This window comes from Meiothermus granaticius NBRC 107808, from assembly GCF_003574355.1.
In the GTDB taxonomy this organism is placed as follows: Bacteria; Deinococcota; Deinococci; order Deinococcales; family Thermaceae; genus Meiothermus; species Meiothermus granaticius.
Window position 1 is genome coordinate 1 of record NZ_QWLB01000053.1, and the last position, 19,825, is coordinate 19,825.

General features: G+C 63.2%; 18 protein-coding genes. 9 read left to right on the plus strand and 9 right to left on the minus strand.

Annotated elements, in window-relative coordinates; translation table 11 throughout:
- Positions 1-708, minus strand: a 708-nt coding sequence (locus tag Mgrana_RS14605) for an AfsR/SARP family transcriptional regulator (protein WP_276309163.1), incomplete at its 3' end; no start/stop codon positions are given.
- Between the two features lie 95 nt (positions 709-803).
- Here Mgrana_RS14605 and Mgrana_RS14610 point away from each other — a divergent pair.
- Complete coding sequence (locus Mgrana_RS14610) at positions 804-1,709, plus strand: CAP domain-containing protein (protein ID WP_119358333.1); 906 nt, start codon at positions 804-806, stop codon at positions 1,707-1,709.
- Here Mgrana_RS14610 and Mgrana_RS14615 read toward each other — a convergent pair.
- On the minus strand, positions 1,706-3,316 hold the full coding sequence (locus Mgrana_RS14615) for an ATP-binding protein (RefSeq protein WP_119358334.1): 1,611 nt from the start codon (positions 3,314-3,316) through the stop codon (positions 1,706-1,708). The two genes, Mgrana_RS14610 and Mgrana_RS14615, sit on opposite strands and share 4 nt — an antisense overlap.
- Before the next feature lie 144 nt (positions 3,317-3,460).
- Between Mgrana_RS14615 and Mgrana_RS14620 the strand changes: the two genes are divergently transcribed.
- The gene (locus Mgrana_RS14620) at positions 3,461-4,354 is read left to right on the plus strand and encodes a DUF1517 domain-containing protein (protein ID WP_170146495.1); all 894 of its coding nucleotides are present in this window, start codon (positions 3,461-3,463) and stop codon (positions 4,352-4,354) included.
- A 7-nt stretch (positions 4,355-4,361) separates the two neighbouring features.
- Here the strand turns inward: Mgrana_RS14620 and Mgrana_RS14625 are convergent, their stop codons facing one another.
- Both Mgrana_RS14625 and Mgrana_RS14630 read right to left on the minus strand, forming a co-directional pair.
- A complete protein-coding gene (locus Mgrana_RS14625; protein WP_119358336.1) occupies positions 4,362-5,033 on the minus strand; it encodes an anti-sigma factor in 672 nt (223 codons plus the stop codon).
- Positions 5,023-5,580, minus strand: a complete 558-nt coding sequence (locus Mgrana_RS14630) for a sigma-70 family RNA polymerase sigma factor (protein ID WP_119358337.1) — start codon at positions 5,578-5,580, stop codon at positions 5,023-5,025. Before Mgrana_RS14630 ends, Mgrana_RS14625 begins: the two co-directional genes overlap by 11 nt.
- 123 nt (positions 5,581-5,703) lie before the next feature.
- On the opposite strand from Mgrana_RS14630, the gene Mgrana_RS14635 reads away from it, so the two are divergent.
- The 3 genes from Mgrana_RS14635 to opgC all read left to right on the plus strand — a co-directional run bounded on the left by Mgrana_RS14635 (position 5,704) and on the right by opgC (position 8,242).
- Positions 5,704-6,483 carry a PaaX family transcriptional regulator gene (locus tag Mgrana_RS14635; protein ID WP_119358338.1) on the plus strand — a complete coding sequence of 260 codons (780 nt, stop codon included), beginning with the start codon at positions 5,704-5,706 and terminating at the stop codon, positions 6,481-6,483.
- A gap of 80 nt (positions 6,484-6,563) precedes the next feature.
- Positions 6,564-6,782, plus strand: coding sequence for a hypothetical protein (locus Mgrana_RS14640; RefSeq protein WP_119358339.1), 219 nt, complete (start codon positions 6,564-6,566; stop codon positions 6,780-6,782).
- Positions 6,783-7,105: 323 nt separating this feature from the next.
- On the plus strand, positions 7,106-8,242 hold the full coding sequence (gene opgC, locus Mgrana_RS14645) for an OpgC domain-containing protein (RefSeq protein WP_119358340.1): 1,137 nt from the start codon (positions 7,106-7,108) through the stop codon (positions 8,240-8,242).
- 1 nt (position 8,243) lies between these two features.
- Here opgC and Mgrana_RS14650 read toward each other — a convergent pair whose 3' ends face one another.
- From Mgrana_RS14650 to rho, 5 genes are all read right to left on the minus strand, one after another.
- On the minus strand, positions 8,244-9,452 hold the full coding sequence (locus Mgrana_RS14650) for an aminotransferase-like domain-containing protein (RefSeq protein WP_119358341.1): 1,209 nt from the start codon (positions 9,450-9,452) through the stop codon (positions 8,244-8,246).
- A 93-nt stretch (positions 9,453-9,545) separates the two neighbouring features.
- Positions 9,546-9,902 (minus strand): hypothetical protein, encoded by a 357-nt coding sequence (locus Mgrana_RS14655; RefSeq protein WP_147021094.1) that lies wholly within the window; start codon positions 9,900-9,902, stop codon positions 9,546-9,548.
- 109 nt (positions 9,903-10,011) lie between these two features.
- Positions 10,012-10,893 carry a pyridoxal 5'-phosphate synthase lyase subunit PdxS gene (gene pdxS, locus Mgrana_RS14660; protein ID WP_119358343.1) on the minus strand — a complete coding sequence of 294 codons (882 nt, stop codon included), beginning with the start codon at positions 10,891-10,893 and terminating at the stop codon, positions 10,012-10,014.
- Between the two features lie 114 nt (positions 10,894-11,007).
- The gene (locus Mgrana_RS14665; protein WP_119358347.1) at positions 11,008-12,246 is read right to left on the minus strand and encodes a peptidoglycan DD-metalloendopeptidase family protein; all 1,239 of its coding nucleotides are present in this window, start codon (positions 12,244-12,246) and stop codon (positions 11,008-11,010) included.
- A gap of 203 nt (positions 12,247-12,449) precedes the next feature.
- A complete protein-coding gene (rho, locus tag Mgrana_RS14670; protein WP_371862047.1) occupies positions 12,450-13,796 on the minus strand; it encodes a transcription termination factor Rho in 1,347 nt (448 codons plus the stop codon).
- Positions 13,797-14,391: 595 nt separating this feature from the next.
- On the opposite strand from rho, the gene ileS reads away from it, so the two are divergent.
- The 4 genes from ileS to Mgrana_RS14690 form a co-directional block, all read left to right on the plus strand.
- Positions 14,392-17,673 (plus strand): isoleucine--tRNA ligase, encoded by a 3,282-nt coding sequence (gene ileS / locus Mgrana_RS14675; protein WP_119358344.1) that lies wholly within the window; start codon positions 14,392-14,394, stop codon positions 17,671-17,673.
- Positions 17,674-17,793: 120 nt separating this feature from the next.
- Positions 17,794-18,282 carry a hypothetical protein gene (locus tag Mgrana_RS14680; RefSeq protein ID WP_119358345.1) on the plus strand — a complete coding sequence of 163 codons (489 nt, stop codon included), beginning with the start codon at positions 17,794-17,796 and terminating at the stop codon, positions 18,280-18,282.
- 234 nt (positions 18,283-18,516) lie between these two features.
- On the plus strand, positions 18,517-19,560 hold the full coding sequence (locus Mgrana_RS14685; protein ID WP_119358346.1) for a M24 family metallopeptidase: 1,044 nt from the start codon (positions 18,517-18,519) through the stop codon (positions 19,558-19,560).
- A gap of 12 nt (positions 19,561-19,572) precedes the next feature.
- Positions 19,573-19,825 (plus strand): LysM peptidoglycan-binding domain-containing protein (locus Mgrana_RS14690; RefSeq protein WP_147371310.1); only part of this gene is annotated, 253 nt, incomplete at its 3' end.

Sequence of the window (19,825 nt, forward strand, 5' to 3'; positions counted from 1 at the left end):
ACCCTGGCCCTGGCCCCGCTCAATCTGCCGGGCCAGGGCCAGGGTCTCGGGCAGCGGCTCCAGGCGCAGTTCTTTGCGGAGCAGCTCCTGGAGCCGGGCAAAGCGGGCCAGCGCAGCTTCCCGTTCGCCCAGGAGGGCGTGGAGCCGCATGGCCTCGCGGTGGTGCAGCTCTTGCAGTTCGTCTTCGCGCAGGAGTGCCAGCCGCGCCGAGAGGGCTCCCCGCAGGTCGCGGGCGGCCTCGAGGCGTTCGGCTTGCCTTTGCAGGGCCTCGCGCCACAGGCGGGCCAGCTCCTCGCGCCGGGCCTCGAGCCACTCGGCAAAGCCCTCCGCGCCCGAGATTTCCAGCCCCAGGAGCAACGGCCCCCGGTAGAGGGCCAGGGCGGGCTCGAGTTCCCCTTCCTTCAGGTGGGTTTGGAACTCTGCTACGTCGGTCTGGATCGGCCCCAGTTGCAGCAGGTCGCGGTCGGTTTGCAGCAGGGTGGCGATCGGCGTATGCCGCAGCCGGTTGAGCTCGCGCCGCAGGTTGCCCCGCGCGGTGGCCTCGTCCTGCTCGCTCCAGAACAGCCCGGCCAGCTTGCTCCGGGGGGCGGGGCCTTCCAGGGCCAGATACGCCAGCAGCCCCCACAGCTTGCGGGTGGGCAGGGCCAGCGGCCTTCCCGCCTGCTCCAGCGCAGGCGCTCCCAGCAAGCGCAGGCAAACCCCAGACATGGCTTGTCTTTAGGTTACGTTAAGCTCGAGGTTCTCACACCCCAGGCAGGGAAAATAAACCCAGGGCTCCGGGGGTAAAGCCTAGGATGTAGGGGATGAAAGCGTGGGTCCTACTGCTGGGGCTGCTGGCCCCGCTGGCGCTGGCACAAAGCGCGCTGGAGCTCGAGGTGCTTCAGCGCACCAATACCCTACGGGCCCAGTCTGGCCTCCCCCCCTTGGCCTGGGAGCCCCTGGCCTATCAATCGGCCAGCCAGCACGCCCGGGACATGCTCGAGCGCGGCTACTTCGCTCACCAAACGCCCGAGGGCCTCTCCTCCGCCGACCGGATGCACCGGGCCGGGATTCTCGAGGTTGTCACCGGGGAAAACCTGGCCAGCTTCCAGGGGTATCCCGAGGCCGAGGTGCCCGCGCGGGCCCTTAGCGGTTGGATGAACAGCCCAGGGCACCGGGCCAACCTGCTCAACCCCAGCTTCACCCATCTAGGGGTCGCCCTGGTGCGCAAGGGCGATAAGGTGATGGTGGTGCAGAACTTCGTGGCTCGACCCTTCGACCCTCAGGTCTCGCGCACCCCGGCCATCGCCGAGCGTGAGACGGTGGCCCTGGTGGGCTCGGCGCCCAGCAAACTGGGGGTGTTTGTAGGGGGAGGGCTGTACGCCACCTTGGAGGGCCGGATCAACACCCGGCTCGAGCTGCCTCCGGGGACCACCCCCGACTACGGGCTTTTCGATGGCCAAACCTGGTGGGGGGTACAGCCCGGGGAACGGGGGGTACAGCTCAGCAGCCGCATAGAGAAGAGCCGGGTTCCCGGAACACAGGTGCGCTTTACCCTGCCTGCGGGGAGCTACACCCTTTCGGTAGGGGCGCAGCCCCAGTTCTGGCAAAACCTCAGCGGCCCCGCCACCCTCGAGCTCACCCTCCCCAACACCTTGGACGTGCTCTGGATTGGAGTCCGCCAAAAGGACCAGGTTCGCTTTACCCATCGCATCCCCCTAGGGCTCTAAAACGGCAGCTCGGCCTGCACCGTGGTGCCTTCCCCGAGCACCGGCTTCACCGCGAAGGTCCCCCCCCGGGCCTCGACCCGTTCGCGCATTTGGGTTAGGCCAAACCCCCCCATCCCGGCAGTTGTGGAGCCCCATTCGAAGCCCCTGCCGTTGTCCCGCACCTCAAGCCGCCCCCCTCGCTCCCCCAAAGGTTGGAGCGAGACCTGCACCAGCGAGGGCCGGGCGTGCTTGGCGGCGTTGGCCAAGGCCTCTTGCAGCACCCGAAAGAAAACCAGCTCGGAAGCCGGGGACAGCTCGAGCCGCTCGGGCAGCTCGAGGCGCAGCCGAAACCCCGCCTGTTCGGCAAACGCCGTGGCATAGCGGCGCACCGACTCGAGAAAGCCATAGCGCTCGAGGTCAATCGGGCGCAGGGCAAAAATGCTGCGGCGGACCTCGCGAATCTGGGCCCGCAGGGTTTCCTTGACCTGGTTCAGCTCAGCCAGGGCCCGGCTCGGATCGGTGGTGAGCAGCCGCTCGACCAAGTCCAGCTTCAAGGCCATGAAGGCCAGCGCCTGAGCGATGCCATCGTGAATCTCCCGGGCAATGCGGTTGCGCTCCTCGGTAAGGGCCAATTCCTCCGCCCGCAGATAGGCCTGGGCATTGCGCACCGCCAGGGCCACCTGAGCCGCCAAGAAGCGCAAAAAGGGGAGCTTTTGCTGCAGGATTCCGGCCTGGCCCCGTACCAGCATCAGCCCAATGGCTGCAGACGAGCGTTCGCTCTTTTCCTCGGTGCTCAGCGGCACCGCCAGAAGGTTTTCCTGCACGAACACCGGGGTTGAGAGGGCCTCTTGCCAAATCCCCTGGGGGGCAAAAGCGTGGGGGGGCAGATCCAAACCCCGCATCACTTGCGGCTGAAGGAAACGCTCTGGATCCATGAGGAACACCCCACCCCCTTCCGCCTCGGCCCACTCCAAAATGCGCTCCAAAAGCCGAGCCAGAAGCTTTTCCAGGTTGGCCTCGGCCCGCAGGGCCTGATCTACCTCATACAGGGTGAGCAGGTCGCGGGTTCGAGCCCGCACTCCCTCCAAGGCCCCCACCACCTCGGCTACGAGCACCTCGAGAAAACCCCGCTCTTCACGGGAGATGGGACGGGACAGATCCACCTCAAGGGTTCCGTTGAGTTCCCCCAGCGGCAGCGCGAAGGTCGTCTCGGGCTGGCCCTGAAACCCCGGCGAGGCGGCCCGCACCCCCTCTACCGTAATGGCCGCTCCCCGACCCAAGGAATGGGCCACCTCCCCCACCACAGCCTGCAAAGCCTGCTCGAGGTTCTCGGCCACCGAGGCCCCCTTGAGCACATTGCCCACCGCTTCCAGGCGGCGGTTGGCCTGCTCGAGGGCCAGCTGCGCCTGCTCGCGCTCCTGCACCTGCTGGGCAATCCACTCCAGGGTCATCCAGGTGACCAACGGACCTACCAGGCTGTAAAACCCCAGGTGCAACCAAAACGCAAGCCGCTGCCCCCCGTAGGGCAGCAGCGATAGCTCAAACAGCACGACCACCAGGGCGATCAGCAAGGGCAGAAACAGGCGGTACAGGCGAATCGAGCGATAAAGGCTAGGTGGGGTCTCCACAGCTTCTTAGGGTAATGGCTCGGCCATCGCCAAACCAGGGACCCCCTCTGCCCCTGGCAACGTTCTTCCGCCCGGATAGGGTATCTTGAAGGGGTGCAACGCCTTCTCATCTGGGTGCTGATCGGGCTCCTCGCCTCGGGAGGGCTGCCCCCCTGCTCAACGCCCCTCGCAGGCCTCGAGGCCAGCCCAGCCCTAGCGCAGCGCTCAGGGGGCGGGGTGGGGGGGCGGGGTGGGTTTCGCACCCCCTCGTTCCCACAGGTCAACCCTTCCCCAGCCCCGTCTTACCCCACCTACCCTAGCTATCCCAGCTACCCACGCGGCACCGGCGGCTACTACCCCAGCGCCCCCATCGTCGTTGGTCCAGGGTTCGGGTTCAGCAGCGGGATCGGCCTTACGGGGATTCTGCTCTTTGCTGGGCTGATTTTCGTGGGGTTTGCCATCGTACGGGGGTTGGCTCGAGCCAGCTCCGGGGGAGGTGGGGCCGAAGCCGAGGCCGAGGTCTCGAGGCTGCGCATTGCCACGCTGTACACCCCCCAGCTCCAAGCCGCCCTGCGGACGCTGGCCAACAATGCCGAAACCGAAAGCACCAAAGGCCTGGCCGACCTGGTTGATGATGCGGCCGTACTGCTGCTGCGTGACCAAGCTGGTTGGCGTTTTGGAAGCTACGAGACCTGGCGGGGCTCTTTGGATCGAGCTGAGGGGCAGTTCGACCAATGGATGACCCAGGTGCGCTCCGAATCCGTGGAAACCTACCGCAAGTTCGAGGGGAAGCTCGAGACCAACACGGTCTACCAGCCCAAGGCCGAACCGGATGGGCGCTACATCTTGGTGACGATGGTGGTGGCCGCCCACGGAACCCTCCCCGAGGTGCCCAAGCCCCTGCGCGCGGCTGGGGCTAAGCAAGCCCTAATGGCCCTATCCTCCACCACCCCGGTGACCATGCTGGCCGCCTATCTGGCCTGGACCCCGGAGGCCAGCGGCGAAGCCCTCACCGAAGAAGACCTGCTGAGCGGCTGGCCCGGGCTCGAGCTGCTGTAGCCCCGCCTCAGTTCTGGGGCAAGGCGAGAATCTGGGTGGGGCTCGAGCTACCGCCCGCCGGTTCCTGCGAAACCGCCAGGGCGGTGGCTTGTGGGGGCAACCACAACAACGCAACCCGCCGGCTAAAGGTCTCGAGCGGGATAGGCGGCCCAGCCCCCAGCCCCCAGGCCTGATACACTTTGCCTCCCGCCGGAGGAGGCAGATCCACCACCAGCAGGGTCTGTCGGTCTGGGCGCACCAGGGCCCGACCCACTACCTGGCCTTGGGCGTTGACCAGCGTGACCACCCGGGTATCGGGATGGCCCAAGGCCTGCACCCAGCCCCAGGCCGCACTCCCTGTCCAAACCAGCCCCACCAGCAGGGCAGCGGCCAGGGCTGGGGTCAGCCAATGCAGGAACCCCCGGCGGGTCAAAGGGGCTGTTGGCCGCGGTGCCTCCTTGGGCTCCGATCCCCGCGGGCGGTGGGGCAGTCGGGCCATTACCCGATCCTCGAACCCCTCCGGGACCTCTTCAGCCGGGAGCCCAGTCACCAGCCCCGCAACCGTGTTCTGCAGGGCGTTTAGTTCAGTTTGGAGCTGGGGGTAAAGCCGCAGGGCGGCCTCGAGCTCCCGCTCCTCCTGCGGCGAAAGCGCATCCAGGGCATAGAGCGGGAGCAGTTCCCGGGCTTCCTCAAGCCTCACCCAGCACCTCCCGCAACTTCTCCAGCGCCCGCCGGGCCCGGGTTTTGAGGGTGCCCAGCGGAAGACCCAGCCGCGCGGCAGCCTCCTGGTGGGCGTACCCCTGATAGTAAAGGACTTCAATCACCTGGCGCTCCTCAAAGGAAAGGGCGCGCAGCCCCCTCTCGAGGCGAATGCGGTCGAGGGCAGCCCCCTCGTCGAGGCCCGGGCCTGCCAGGTCAAAGGCCTCCTCCTCGTGCTCGGGGTCGGGCTCTAGGGCCTGAGGTCGCGCGGCCTGGCGGCGCACCAAGTCTACCGCCCCGTGATGGGCCACCGCCAGCAACCAGCTCCGGGCTGAGGTTCTTCGAGGGTCGAAGGTCTCGGCCCCTTTCCAGATTCGCCCGAACACCTCTTGCACGCAATCCTCCCGTGTGGCCGCATCCAGTCCCATCCGCTTTGCCAGCGCCAGCACCGCCTTGGCATACCGGCGAAACAGCACCCGAAGCGCCTCCTCATCGCCCCTAGCGACCAAGGCCAGCAGGGACTCGTCGGAAAAAGCCTCGAGGCTCATGCCCGCTCAAGCTACCATACGCAGGCCAAGCGGAGATGGTTTGTCCCACCTCGCTGTCTCTTTGGGGTGTAGGGCCCCAGAACCCGCCATTCCCCTTCCAGCCCTACCCTTTAGACTGGACCTGTGAGGGCTCGGTCTTATCTGTTCACCTTGTACATGGAGTATCTCTACCCCCAAAACCGCGCCTGGGTAGGGGATCTCATCCGCTGGATGGAGCTGCTTGAGTTTAGCGAACCCGCGGTGCGGGCCGCCCTTTCGCGCAGCGCCAAGCGAGGCTGGATCGTGCCGGAGCGGGTGGGGCGCAAGGCCTATTACCGGCTCTCGGCTCGAGTGGCCTGGCAGGTGCAAACCGTGCGCAGCCGGCTCTACAGCTACGGTTCCCCCTGGGACGGGCGGTGGCGCATTCTGGTTTACGCTGTTCCTGAGGCCAAGCGCACCGTGCGGGACCGCTTCCGCAATGAGCTGGTGCTGCTGGGGTTTGGTACCCCCACCCCAGGGGTCTGGATCAGCCCCAATGCCAGCCTCGAGGCAGCGGGTAACCTGATCCAGTTCTACGGTCTGGAGGATTATGTTGAGCTGTTTCAGGCCGAGCGCTTTTCCTCAACCGAACCCCTGAGGCTGATCCAAAAATCCTTCAACCTCGAGGAGGCCCAAAAGCGCTACCGGGCCTTCCTGGCTCAACCCCCCGGTGAGCCCCAAAGCCCCGAGGAGGCCTTCGTTCAGCTCACCGGGTTGATTCACGAGGCACGCAAAAACCTCTTCCTCGACCCCGGCTTGCCCCCGGAGCTAACCCCACCGGGCTTTCTGGGAGTCCAGGCCAAAGAGCGGTTCCTTGAGCGGTACACCCGACTATCCACCGCAGCCAATCCACTGCTAGAGCAGCAAAATGCTGCTGCCGATTGAAACCCCCATTAACGCACCTGGCCACAGGTAACGCCCAGATAAGGCTGTCGCAACCCGCCTGTGGAGGGGTAGCATAGGATATGGCCTGGATTGTGGCGGGAGCATTGCTGCTGGCAGCAGCCCTGGTACTTTTACGCTTCCGCATCCCCTCGAACCCGCGCTCTACCCCCAGCAACCCCTCGGTAATCGTGGAGATGGACGACCTTCCTCCCACCGAGATTGACTTCGATGCGGGCATTCGGGCCAACCAGCAGTTTCGCAATCCCCGGGATAGCAAAGGCGATGGGGGCCTGGGGTAAATGACCCCCTGCTGACACCCGCCCTTTAGCCTGGAGCTGTGGATATCTTGCTGTTTCTGCTGCTTGCTTGGGTGGTAGCCTGGCCGATGCTGGTGCTGCTGTCTCAGGGCATACAACACGAGACAGGCCCTGAGACACGCGAATTCCTCGAGTAATCCTGGAGCGGACTGCGAAAAGGTCTCCCCGCTCCTCGCGCAGCAACAGCACAATCCCTGCTCCTGGCAGGAGGTAACACCCGCAGCCCAAGATTCACGCCATCGGTCACGCGACCAGAGGCAAACAACCCGAGCCCAAAGGGAATTGCAAGCTATCCTGAAGGCGTGATGGGTTCCTGGTTCCGATCTCTGGCCTATTCCGGTAAGGGGGGCCGCGATTTACGCATTGACTTCCTGAGGGGCTACTGCCTATTCATGATGACCGTAGACCACCTGGGGGCCAACTCCTGGTTTTTCAACCTCACCGGAAATATTCAGTTCTACACCAGTGCTGCCGAGGGGTTTTACTTCATCTCAGGCCTGACCCTGGGGCTCTTGGCGACCCGGGAGAGCTTCGCCCAGTCGGTGGAGCGGTTGCTGCTGCGCTCGGTGGTGCTATACCGCACCGCCATTCTGATCGCGTTGGGATTTGGAGCCTGGAGCCTTCTGACCGGTCTCAAGGTGTGGGATAGCCCTTGGCCAAGGGAGAATTGGCTCGAGCCAGTTCTTCCCATCCTCACCATGCATCAGGGCTATGCAGGTTCAGAGATCCTCACCCTCTATGTGCTGTTCATGTTGCTGGCGCCCATCGTATTGCTGGCCCTGTTCCGAGGCAAGGGCTGGCTGGCCTTTTTGGTTTCCGCCGCCCTATACGCCATCAGCCAGTACCGCCCAGATGCCGTGGGTCTAAACCCTGAGAACTTTGCCACCTATTTCCTGCCGGCAGCCTGGCAGTTCTTGTTTTATGGCGGACTGGTGCTGGGCTACCACCGCGAGGACCTGAGCCGCATGCTGGCCCGCGTGGCCCCGGTACGGGATTTGCTCAGTGTGGCCGTGGTGGCCCTAGGGACACTCCTGATCTGGAACTATGCCCACGGCAGCCCGCTGTGGCCAGGGCTGAGCGCACTGGCGCTGGGCGAAGAGCACAAAACCAACCTCTCGCCGATGCGCCTGCTGCTCACGGCGGTCTACATTGGGGCCGCTTACACCCTGGTGACCTGGCTGTGGAAGCCGCTTTACCGGGGCTTGGGCTGGTTGCTGGTGCCCTTGGGGTCGGCCTCTCTATGGACCTTTACCGGGCATATCCTGGCCATCGGCGTGCTCTACAATCTAGGGCTGTACAACCGCACCTCGGAGCAGATCTGGTTTGGCACCCTCTGGGATTGCGTCGCGGTGCTGGGCATCTGGGCCTCCATCCTCATTTACCGCCGCCTGCGCCCCGGTCGAAAGGCCAAGGTGCTCCAGCTCGAGGGGGCGGTCTCCTGATTCAGCTCGAGACCATCCCCAGTAAGCTCTCCACCGCCTGCCCTAACCGAGCAATCCCTTCCTGGATCTGGGTCTCGGTGGGCTGAGAGAAGGAGAGTCGCAAGGTGTTCTCCCCCCCGCCGTTGGCATGAAAGGGCAGGCCTGGAACAAAAGCCACCTTCTGCTCGATCGAACGCTTGAACAGTTCGGTAGCGCTCATCCCCTCGGGCAGCCGCAGCCACAAAAACATTCCGCCTTCAGGCCGATTCCAGCGCACTGAAACCGGCATATGGGCCGACAGGGCCGCATGCATGAGGTCGCGGTTACGCTGATACTTGGCCCGAATGCGCTCGATTTGCGGCCCCAACCCCCCCTGTGCCACCTCATAGACCAGCATCTGATTGAAGCTGGGGGTGTGCAGATCGGTGCCCTGTTTGGCCTGCACCAGCTTGCGGATCACCACCTTGGGGGCTATCACCCAGGCCACCCGCAGCCCAGGGGTGAGGGTTTTGGAGAAGGTCGAAAGGCGAATCACGTTGTTTGAGCCTCGAGCCCGGTCCAGCTCAAAGAGCGTGGGCAGCGGCTTCCCATTGAAATACAGCGCAGCGTAGGCGTCGTCTTCGATGAGCGGCACCTCATAGCGGGCCGCCAACTCCACCAGCTGCTGCCGCTGGGCTAAATCCAGCAACCAGCCCGAGGGGTTCTGGAAGGTCGGCAGGGCATACATGAACTTGGGGCGGGTTTGCAGGGCCGCCTCGAGCACATCCATCTCGAGCCCGGTATCCCCCAGTTGCACGCTGAGGTACTCCGGCTCATAAGGGTTGAAGGCCTGCAGAGCCCCCATATAGGTTGGAGCCTCCACCAAAACCTGATCCCCAGGGTGGATGAACACTTTTCCCAGTAGGTCCAGCCCCTGCTGTGATCCCGAGACGATCAACACCTCCTCGGGCTCAACCCCCTGCTGGGCCGCAATGCACTCGCGCAGCTCGGGGTAACCCTCGGTTGGCCCATACTGCAAGGCCTCGCTGGGCTTATCCCGCAAGATGCGCTCGGAGGCTGCCGCCAGGGCCTCTACCGGAAACAGCTCCGGGGCCGGAAGCCCCCCTGAAAACGAGATGATTCCCGGCTGGCGGGTGAGCTTGAGCAACTCGCGGATGGTTGAGCTCTGGATACGCTGACGGGCCCGGCCTGAAAACCGTTCCTCCCAGTAAGCATCGCTGTGTGGTGCCATGGCCTGAGTCTACACCCAAGACCTGACGCTTGTCTGTTGAGCCATCGCAATTGCGTTATACGTCGAGGCCATCCTGTCCCGCTGCCGGGGGGTCTAGGCCACCGCGGTGGTAAAGGTTGGGGTCGGGCCATGACGGTTCTCCTCACCTTCCGCCTTGAGCAACAAGGCCTCCCCTCCCTCTCCCAGGGCCCGTAGCAGGCGAGCCCGGCTGACGCTGTGGCCCTCGAGCATGTAGTGAAAGCCCCGGCTGCCCAGCACCACCACAAACCGCAGTCCCTTATGGCGCCGCACAAAGGTGTTATGGCGGCGGGCATAGCGGTACATGGCCTCGAGCTGGCCCAACGCCCGCTCGGCCCTCTGCCGGAGCCAAGCCGGGATCCCCCACCTCAACAGGAACACAGCCACAACCGTAACCAGCACAATTAGAGCGATGGTAGCCCCCGTTGTCATATACGTTACGAGTGTAGCAGTTTAGGTCACGTATTGCGTAACAGAGGCGTAACTTATACCAAGCCCAAAAATCCCTCCCTGGACTTCGGGAGGGTGGGTGAAAATTGGCTTACCAGCCGCGTTTGGCGAGCTTTTCTTCCTCAGACAGGAAGTCCAGGTTGATCCCCACCATCGGTTCGCCCAAATCCTCCGAGACCTCCGCCAGAATCTGCGGATCGTTGTAGTGGGTAACCGCCCGCACGATGGCTTTGGCCCGGCGCTTGGGGTCACCGGACTTGAAAATTCCCGAACCCACAAAGACCCCATCCATCCCCAGGTGCATCATCAGGGCGGCGTCCGCAGGGGTAGCCACCCCCCCTGCCGCAAAGTTCACCACCGGCAGCTTGCCGTTCTCGTGCACCCACAGCACCAGTTCATACGGCGCCCCGTTCTCTTTGGCGAAGGTCATCAGCTCCTCACGGGGCATGGCCTGAAGCTGGCGAATGCTGCCCAGCACACTCCGAGCATGGCGTACCGCCTCAACCACGTTGCCCGTGCCGGCCTCGCCTTTGGTCCGGATCATCGCCGCCCCTTCGCCAATGCGGCGCAAGGCCTCCCCAATGTTGGTGGCTCCGCAGACGAACGGCACTTTGAAGGCAAACTTATCCACGTGGAACGACTCATCCGCAGGGGTAAGCACCTCGGACTCGTCAATGAAGTCTACCCCCAGGGCCTCGAGGATCTGGGCCTCAACCGTGTGGCCGATGCGGCATTTGGCCATTACAGGGATCGAGACGGCTGAGATGATCTCTTTGATTAACTTGGGGTCAGACATCCGGGCCACGCCACCCTGGGCGCGAATATCCGCAGGGACCCGCTCCAGAGCCATTACCGCCACAGCCCCGGCCTCCTGAGCGACCTCGGCCTGCTGGGCGTTGACCACGTCCATGATCACCCCGCCCTTAAACATCTCGGCGAACCCTGTCTTGACCCTCAGCGTACCTTTCTCCATAGCTCCTCCAACCCTTTTAGCTTAAGACCAAAGGCCCAAAGCGGAAAGCATCTGCACACACAAGGAACGCCAAAGGGCCTAAGCCCCGAGGCTTAGGCCGCACCCCTGCGGTTGTTAGGGAAGATAGGCCAGGGGGTTGCGGGGCACCCCGTTGACCCGCACTTCAAAGTGGCAGTGTGGACCGGTGCTCCAACCGGTCGAGCCCACATATCCGATCAGCTGGCCCCGTTCCACATACTGCCCAGGACGGGCCACAATCCGCGACATATGGCCGTACAGGGTCTCCACCGCACCCCCATGGTTGAGCATCACGTGGAGGCCATACCCGTAGGGGCTCCAGCCCGCCTCTTCGACGGTACCCGCTCGAGCGGCGTAGATTGGAGTACCCATCGGAGCCGCCAAATCGATACCGGTGTGCACCCGCTGATAGGCCCCACGCTGGCCAAAGTAGGTGGTGATCACAAAGTTGGTCACCGGATAGCGGTACCCCGCAGCCGCCACCACATAGTTGGCCCGGCGCACCTCGCTCTGGCTCTGCTGGCGTGAGCGCGCCTGGGCTTGTTGTCGCTGGAGAGCCTGCTGGCGGGCCTGCTCAGCCTGCTGCTTGCGCTGGGCCTCGAGCTTGGCTTGGCGTTCAGCCTCCAAGCGCTGGGCCTCGAGCTGCTGCCGCCGGGCTTCTTCTTCCCGGGCTTTGCGCTCAGCCGTTTGCAAGGCCAACAGCTTGCTATAGGTGGCTTTGGCCTGAACCCCAGGCAATAAGATGAAGTCGCCCGCGCTGACTTCGGTGGGCGACTTTAGGGCATTGGCTTTGGCCACCTTAGCCACACTGAGTCCGTAGCGTGCCGCCAAGTCCTTGATGGTCTCGCCCTTCTTGAGCTGAAGGAGCAGCCCCGCCTCACCGGTAGGAATATAGAGGGTTGAACCCACCTCGAGGCGATCCAGGCTGTCCAGGGCCGGATTGGCCGAGATCAGCCCCAACGGGGTGAGGTCAAATCGCCGGGCCACCGACTCCACAGTATCCCCGGAACGCACCGTATATTCCCGCACCCCTGGGGGAAGATGGGCCGCGTCTGTCGCAAGATCCGTAAGCGGGATACGCAAGACATCCCCCGGATGAAGGGCCACACTGGTAATCCCGCTCGACCACATGATGGCCTTAGCCTCCACACCAAACCGAGCCGCAATCGCACTCAGGGTATCGCCGGGCTGAACGGTATACAGCGCCCAACCCTTCTTAGCCGGAGCGGCCACCGCAATCTCAGCGCTTTTGGGCAGGCCCGCCTGGGGGATTCCGAAGGGGAGGCTTAGAACTCCCGTGGCCAGGGCCCCGCTCAAAACTTCATGGATAGGCAAGATCAACCTCCGACAAACACTGTCGATTTCAGGCCACACTACTGGGCTTTAGCCCATTCTCAGCCGGGCCTCAGCCTTTCGTTAGGGGCCTTCTAATCTTGAGGCGCACACGGCCTTGGATTAGAACGCCAGGTTCCCCGGGGAGTATAACCACTTTTCGGACAAGGTTGCAAGCGTATTAAGAAATCCACTCATCAATGGGGTTACTTCCCGGCCAAGGTCGCTAAAAACTCTCGGTTGGTCTTGGTGCGCGAGAGCCGCGATAGCAGCATCTCCATGGCCTCGGCAGGATCCATATCGGCCAGCACCTTGCGCAGCAGCCACATCTTCTGGATCACATCCTCGCCCAGCAAGAGCTCTTCGCGGCGGGTACCGGACTTGAGGATATCAATTGCCGGGAAGATGCGGCGCTCCTCGAGGCGCCGGGAGAGGTGCAGCTCCATGTTGCCGGTGCCTTTGAACTCCTCGAAAATCACATCGTCCATACGGCTACCGGTTTCCACCAAAGCGGTTGCCAAAATGGTCAGCGAGCCTCCCCCACGGATGTTGCGGGCAGCCCCCAAGAAGCGCTTGGGGAAATGCAGGGCCGCCGAGTCCAGACCCCCGGATAGGGTGCGCCCGGTGGGCGGGGTGACCAGGTTGTTGGCCCGGGCCAGACGGGTGATCGAGTCCAAGAGGATCAGCACGTGCCCACCCTCCTCCACGATCCGGCGGCTGCGCTCGTGGACAAACTCAGCCACCCGAATGTGGTTCTGGGGCGGCTCATCAAACGTCGAGGCGATGACCTCGGCCCCCTCCACACTCTCGCGGAAATCGGTGACCTCCTCCGGCCGCTCGTCCACCAGCAGCACAATGACCTTGACATCCGGCTCGTTGCGCAGCACAGCCCGGGCCACCTTTTTCAACAAGGTGGTCTTCCCGGCTTTAGGTGGGGCCACGATCAGCCCACGCTGCCCCCGACCGATGGGGGCCAGCAGGTCAATCACCCGGTTGGAAGACTCCTCCCCTGAGGTCTCGAGGATCAGCTGTCGGTCGGGGAATTGCGGGATCAGGTCATCGAACTTGGGGCGCTTGGCTGCGGCCTCAGGGTCCAAGTTGTTGACCGCCTCCACTTTCATCAAGGTGCCATAGCGTTCATTCTCGCGGGGAACCCGGGCCTTACCCACCACATAATCGCCCGTACGCAACTGGTACTGTTTGATTAACCCAGCCGAAACGATCACGCTGCGCGACTCGAGCACGTAGAGGTTTTCCTGCAAGAAGCCATAGCCATCCGGGGAAATCTCGAGGTAGCCCTTGGCGATGCGCAAGCCCTCATCGCTGGCCTCCTGGGACAGCAGGGTCATCACCAACTCGTCTTTGGAGAGCTTTTTGTAGTCGGGAATCCCGGCCTCCGCGGCCAGAAGATGCAGTTCAGGCAGAATGCGATTGGAAAGCTCCTGATAGCTCAGGGGAAGGCTGGGCTCAGAGGTCTTACGGCGAATTTTCTTGCCGGTACGGGTCAGAGCGGTTTGGGTACTGGCGTTTGGATCGGGGTTGGATCTTGGCATCGTGGGTGGCTCCCTATGGTGGGCATTTGGGGCAGGTATCACAGCTCGCGGTCCCGCAACGGCATAACCCAGAAGCACGGCGCTCGCTGTGGATTGTTGTGGAACCTTTAGAAGTATATTCCTCTGAGCGTGCAATAAGCAAGGGCATTTTCCCCAAGGCCTCTGGGCGAGGGAAAACCGCACTTGGTTGACTCAGGGGTTGGGGGTTGTTACCTTAGAAGGTGCGAACCACCAACCGCAAAGCCTAACACAGCCTGCGGTTGATGTAAAGCCGGGGAAGAGTACGCCCGAGGCGCTCCGCAAGGTCTGCTACAGCGAGCCTGGGAGGGTGCGAGCCAGGGGAATGCGCGCGGGCTGAAAATCACCCCCGATACTCAGGAAGAACCCCTCTCCATAGAGGCAACTAGACCCTGACGGGTGCGCCCGAAACAGCGCCAATGAAGCGCCTAAAACTCGTTCAGAGCGCCTCGGCTTTGGAGCAGTTTTGGGAAGTGCGGTGGTAACGCGGGATGAATATCTCGTCCGCACCTGAGAAGCCTAAATGGAGTCCGGGTGCGGACTCACCTTTTAGCGCTCCCGCTCAGAAGGAGACCGGATGGTAGAGGAGAAAAAGCCGTTCAAGGAAGTGGGGGCTGCGGATTTCCCGAGCCTCGAGGCTGAGGTGCTGGCCTTCTGGAAGCAACAGGGCATCTTTGAGAAATCAGGGGAAAAACCCGCTCCCCAGGGGAAATTCGTTTTCTACGAAGGCCCTCCCACCGCCAACGGCAAGCCAGCCATGCACCACGTGCTGGCCCGTAGCTTTAAGGACATCTTTCCGCGCTACAAAACCATGCAGGGCTACCACGTCACCCGCAAAGGGGGCTGGGATACCCACGGCCTGCCGGTGGAAATTGCAGTGGAGAAAAAGCTAGGGGTGCTGGGCCGCAAAACCCTGAACCGCGAGCAGATTGCCGAGTTCACCCAGCAGTGCCGCGAGTGGGTATTTGCCAACATCGAGGACTGGAACTACTTCACCGAGCGGATGGGGTATTGGGTGGATCTGAACGACCCCTACATCACCTACCAAAACCGCTACATCGAGTCGGTGTGGAACCTCTTGAAGCGCATGTGGGACCGGGGCATGGTGGTGCAGGACTACAAGGTGGTGCCCTTATCGCCGCGCATCTCCTCCACCCTCTCACAAAACGAAATTGCCGATGGCTACCGCGAGGTGGACGACCCCAGCGTGTATGTGCGCTTCCCGTTGAAACTGGAAACCACCCCCCCGGCGGTGCGCGAGCGGCTTATGGCCCAGGGGGTGCGGCTGGAGGATCTGGGCAACCTGGCCATTCTGGTCTGGACCACCACCCCCTGGACGCTGCCCTCCAACACCATGGCGGCGGTGAACCCCGAAATGGATTACGCGGTAGTGCGCTCCCCCTCGGTGGGACCTCTGATTTTTGCCGCCGAGGCGGTGGAGCGGCTCCGGGAGCTGCATAAAGAAGAGCTCGAGGTGGTCGCTCACCTTATGGGGAAAGACCTCGAGGGGTGGGAGTACACCCCCCCCTTCCCCGAAGTAGGTGTGGAGCTGGGGGTGCTGAAGGAGCCGGGCGAAAAGCGTCCGGACGGCAGGCCGGTGATGCACTTTGTGGCCCTGGCCGACTTTGTGAGCGCCGAAGACGGCTCCGGGGTGGCCCACGAGGCCCCGGTCTACGGAGCCGAGGACTTAGAGCTTGCCCGCCAGTACGGCACCCCCCTGCTCTTTGGCACCAACGAGTACGGCCTTATGCAGGTCACCGACGAGCGCGGCAAGTTCTTCAAGGATGCCGACAAGGGGCTCATTCGCATCATGAAGGAACGGGGGGTCCTGTACCACGCAGGCCAGATTCGCCACCGCTACCCCTTCCACGACCGCACCGGCGACCCCATCCTCTACTTTGCCAAGCCGAGCTGGTACATCAAAACCTCCAACTTCCGCCAGGCCCTCTACGACAACAACGAAAAGATCAACTGGTTCCCCGAACACATCAAACACGGGCGCTTCGGCAACTGGCTCAAGGACAACGTGGACTGGGCCATCAGCCGCGAGCGCTATTGGGGCACCCCGCTGCCCTTCTGGGTCTCGGAGGACGGTTCGGAGAAAATTTGTGTGGGCAGCGTGCGCGAACTCTCGGAGCTGGCAGGCCGCGACCTCTCCGACCTGGACCTGCACCGCCCATACGTGGACGAAATTACCTTTGTCAAAAACGGCAAAACCTTCCGCCGGGTGCCCGAGGTACTCGACGTCTGGTTCGACTCCGGGGCCATGCCCTATGCCCAGTGGCATCTGCTACTGGACGAACAGGGCCAGCCCCTCCCCGGCACCGAGGAAAACTACCGGCTCTGGCAACGCCACTTCCCCGCCGACTACATCTGCGAGGCCATTGACCAGACCCGGGGCTGGTTCTACTCGCTTCACGCCATCTCGACCCTGCTCTATGACCAGCCTTGCTTCAAAAACGTGATCTGCCTGGGGCACCTGGTAGACGAGAAGGGCCACAAGATGTCCAAGAGCAAGGGCAACGTGGTGGAGCCCTTGCCGATGTTCGACCAGTACGGGGCCGACGCGGTGCGCTGGTACCTCTTTACCGGTTCCGAGCCGGGCGAGCAGAAGCGCTTTTCTGAGCGGCTGGTGCAGGAGGCCCAGCGGGGCTTTTTGGGCACGCTGTGGAACGTGTACAGCTTCTTCGTGCTGTATGCCAACCTGGACCGGCCCAACCTGCAAAACCGCCCAGCGGTGGCGGATCGGCCCGAGATGGATCGGTGGCTGGTGGCCCGCCTGCAGCAACTAGTTGAACGGGTCACGGCCAGGCTGGATGCTTACGATGCCCGTGGAGCGGGAAAGGAACTCGAGCAGTTTGTGGAAGAACTTTCCAACTGGTACGTTCGCCGCAACCGCCGCCGTTTCTGGAAAAACGACGACCCCACCGACCGGGAGTCGGCCTACGCCACCCTGTGGGAGGCCCTGGTTACCGTAGCGCAGTTGGCTGCCCCTTTCACCCCCTTTGTGGCCGAGGCCCTGTGGCAAAACCTGGTGCGGAAGGTGCGGCCCGAAGCCCCCGAGTCGGTACACCTGTCGGACTGGCCCAAAGCCGACCCTGCGCTGCTAGACGAGACCCTGCTAACCCAGATGGGGGCGGTGGTGAAGGTGGTGGGGCTGGCCCGGAGTGCGCGGGCCATCAGTGGGGTCAAGACCCGGATGCCCTTACCCAGGGTGCTGGTAACGGCCCCCAGCGAAGCCGAGCTGGCGGGGTTGCGCCATTTTGCCGATGAAATTGCCGAGGAACTGAACGTCAAGCAGGTTGAGGTGCTGGGGTTGGGCGAGGAACTCCTGACCTACCGGGTGTTGCCCAACCTGCCGGTGATGGGCAAAAAGTACGGCAAGCGGGTGCCCGCCATTCGGGCCGCCCTGGCCGAACTAGACAGCAAGATGGTGGCCCAGACGGTAAAGGCCGGGCGTAGCCTACACCTCGAGCTCGGCGGGGAAACCTACGCCCTCAGCCCCGACGAGCTCTTGCTCGAGGCCCTCTCGCCCGAAGGCTACTCGGCCCAGGAGCAGGATGGCTATCTGGCGGCCCTCGAGGTCAAACTGGATGAGCAGTTGTTGCTCGAGGGCTTGAGCCGCGACCTAATCCGGCTGGTGCAGCAAGCCCGCAAAGAGATGGGCCTGAACATCTCGGATCGCATCCACCTGACCTATACCGCCGAGGGCAGATACGCCGAGTCCCTGGTGCAGTTTGGCCAGCGGCTCCAGGAAGAAACCCTGGCCCTCTCGCTGGAGCAAACAGGGCCGGTGGGCTATCTCACCGAACTGTCCGACGAGGAGGGTGCCGTCAAGTTTGGGCTCAGCAAAGCCTAATGCAAAGCCGTTCTGGTATCAAAGCGCAATTGCGGGCGACCCTTGTCCTCGCGCCGAGCACTGTACAATTGGGGTTGGGTTTAACCCAAAATTGCTTGGGTGGAATGAGGGGAATACACCATGCTCCGACTCATAATTCTGGCATTGCTACCTTTAGCCATTGGCCTGGCCCAAAATAGCCCGTCCAGCCCTTGCCCCCTAACCTCTGCCCAGGTCGGGTCGGCTCTGGGGGTGACGGTGCTGGAGGCCAAGCCTGCCTTGAACCTGCGATCGGGGAGTATCACCCTCCAGGATTGTCGCTATACCCTCAAGCTCGACAAACTCGAGTTCACCCTGATGGTCAAGCAAACCATCAATACCCAGCGTGTGACCGCCCAGGAATACTATCGAACCCTGACTGGGCACCTGGTACCAATTCCCCACGACCCCGATGGGGCCCGCTTTCAGGAAGACCAAGGCTATTTTACCAGCCCTACCCTGCACTACTTCCGCGGGGGGGTAGGGGTTGAGTTGCGTATCCTGGGCGCCTATTACCAGGGCCATAAGCCCAGCCAGGCCGAGTTTCGCACCTGGCAATGGAAGCTCCTGGCCCTTCCCCGAATCCCCTGAAGGCCACTCCTATTTCTAACGTGAAGCCGCTGATACCGGATTCAAAAACACAGGGATCCCTTCGCGGTAGGCTTTCAGGTTTGCCAGGGCCGAGTCGGTCGGTTTTGCGGCCGAACGGGCCGATGAGGAGGGCGCGGCCCGATTTAGCTTGGAGAGGGCGTAACTGGCCCCCGACCCCGCCGGTTGGTGAAGGTTCACTGGCATTATCGGGCTCGAGCGGGTAGAGTTGGGCGGGTGGACTTCAACGGGTTGTTAGACCGGTTAGGGTTGGAGGGCTTTTACGTCTCCAAACCGGAAAACGTGCGGTATCTCTCGGGTTTCGTTGAGGGCAAAGATGGCAAGGTGGTGCTCACCCGCAGCGGCCCGGTGTTCATCACCGATGGGCGCTACCTGGTCGAGGCCAAGGAGCAGCGCTTTCCCCACCGCATCTTGCTCAAGCGCAACGAGCTGCCCGCGCTGCTTTCGGAGTACCTTACCGGGCGGGTGGGGTTTGAGGCCGAGGCCCTGAGCGTAGCCGAGCTCGAGACCCTGCGCAAAGGCCTCCCCAAGGTGGAGTTTGTGGCCACCCACGAGGTTTTCGACCGAATTCGCCGGGTGAAGACCCCGCAGGAGATCGAGGCCATCCGCCGGTCTGCAGCCCTGGCCGATGAGGGGTTCCAGCATATCCTGCCCTTCATCCAGCCGGGGGTGCGCGAGATCGAGGTAGCGCTGGAGCTCGAGTTCTTCCTGCGCCGCCGGGGCTCGGAGGGGGCCGCCTTCAGCATCACCGTGGCCTCAGGAGAGCGCGGGGCGATGCCGCACGGAGGGGCCAGCGAGAAAAAGATCCAAGCCGGTGAGCTGGTCACCCTCGATTTCGGGGCGGTCACCCAGGGCTACCGCTCCGACATGACCCGCACCGTAGGGGTGGGCCGGGTGCGTGAGGAGTTGCGCCGAATGTACGCCGCGGTACAGCAGGCTGAAGAAACGGCCTTGGAAGCGGTAGGACCCGGCCAAAGCGGCAAGGAACTCGACCGCATGGCCCGAGAGCTGCTCATAGCCCAGGGGTACGGCGAATTCTTCACCCATTCCCTGGGGCACGGGGTGGGGCTTTTCATTCACGAAGGGCCCTCGCTCTCCCAGACCTCAGAGGATGTGCTCGAGGCCGGAAATGTCGTCACCATCGAACCTGGGGTCTATATTCCCGGCCTGGGCGGGGTGCGCATCGAGGATTTGGTGTGGGTGACCGAGTCGGGGCACCAGGTGCTCTCGAAAAGCCCCAAAGAACTGCTCGAGCTGTAGAGGAGGTGCAAGATGGGTTGGGCAAGCCAAAAGGCCGTGTGGGGGTTGCTGTTGGCGATTGGGTCTGGGCTACTGGGGACAAGCTGGGCGCAGGGGGCCCTTCCCAGCACCTATGTGGTCCAACCCGGCGACTCCCTGCGGGAGATCGCTGACCGTTTCAAGCTGGACCTCCGCGGCCTAGAAAAGCGCAACGGCCTCGAGGGGGATACCCTTCAGCCTGGGCAGATCCTGATCCTGCGCGACCCGCCCCCACCCGCCCCCATCC

What these genes read in the sequence shown, in the direction of transcription:
- Mgrana_RS14650 (WP_119358341.1), bottom strand. Translation starts at nt 9,452, where the DNA reads ATGGCACCACACAGCGATGCTTACTGGGAGGAACGGTTTTCAGGCCGG.
- Mgrana_RS14630 (WP_119358337.1), bottom strand. Translation starts at nt 5,580, where the DNA reads ATGAGCCTCGAGGCTTTTTCCGACGAGTCCCTGCTGGCCTTGGTCGCT.
- Mgrana_RS14610 (WP_119358333.1), top strand. Translation starts at nt 804, where the DNA reads ATGAAAGCGTGGGTCCTACTGCTGGGGCTGCTGGCCCCGCTGGCGCTG.
- Mgrana_RS14655 (WP_147021094.1), bottom strand. Translation starts at nt 9,902, where the DNA reads ATGACAACGGGGGCTACCATCGCTCTAATTGTGCTGGTTACGGTTGTG.
- rho (WP_371862047.1), bottom strand. Translation starts at nt 13,796, where the DNA reads ATGCCAAGATCCAACCCCGATCCAAACGCCAGTACCCAAACCGCTCTG.
- opgC (WP_119358340.1), top strand. Translation starts at nt 7,106, where the DNA reads ATGGGTTCCTGGTTCCGATCTCTGGCCTATTCCGGTAAGGGGGGCCGC.
- pdxS (WP_119358343.1), bottom strand. Translation starts at nt 10,893, where the DNA reads ATGGAGAAAGGTACGCTGAGGGTCAAGACAGGGTTCGCCGAGATGTTT.
- Mgrana_RS14680 (WP_119358345.1), top strand. Translation starts at nt 17,794, where the DNA reads ATGCTCCGACTCATAATTCTGGCATTGCTACCTTTAGCCATTGGCCTG.
- Mgrana_RS14640 (WP_119358339.1), top strand. Translation starts at nt 6,564, where the DNA reads ATGGCCTGGATTGTGGCGGGAGCATTGCTGCTGGCAGCAGCCCTGGTA.
- ileS (WP_119358344.1), top strand. Translation starts at nt 14,392, where the DNA reads ATGGTAGAGGAGAAAAAGCCGTTCAAGGAAGTGGGGGCTGCGGATTTC.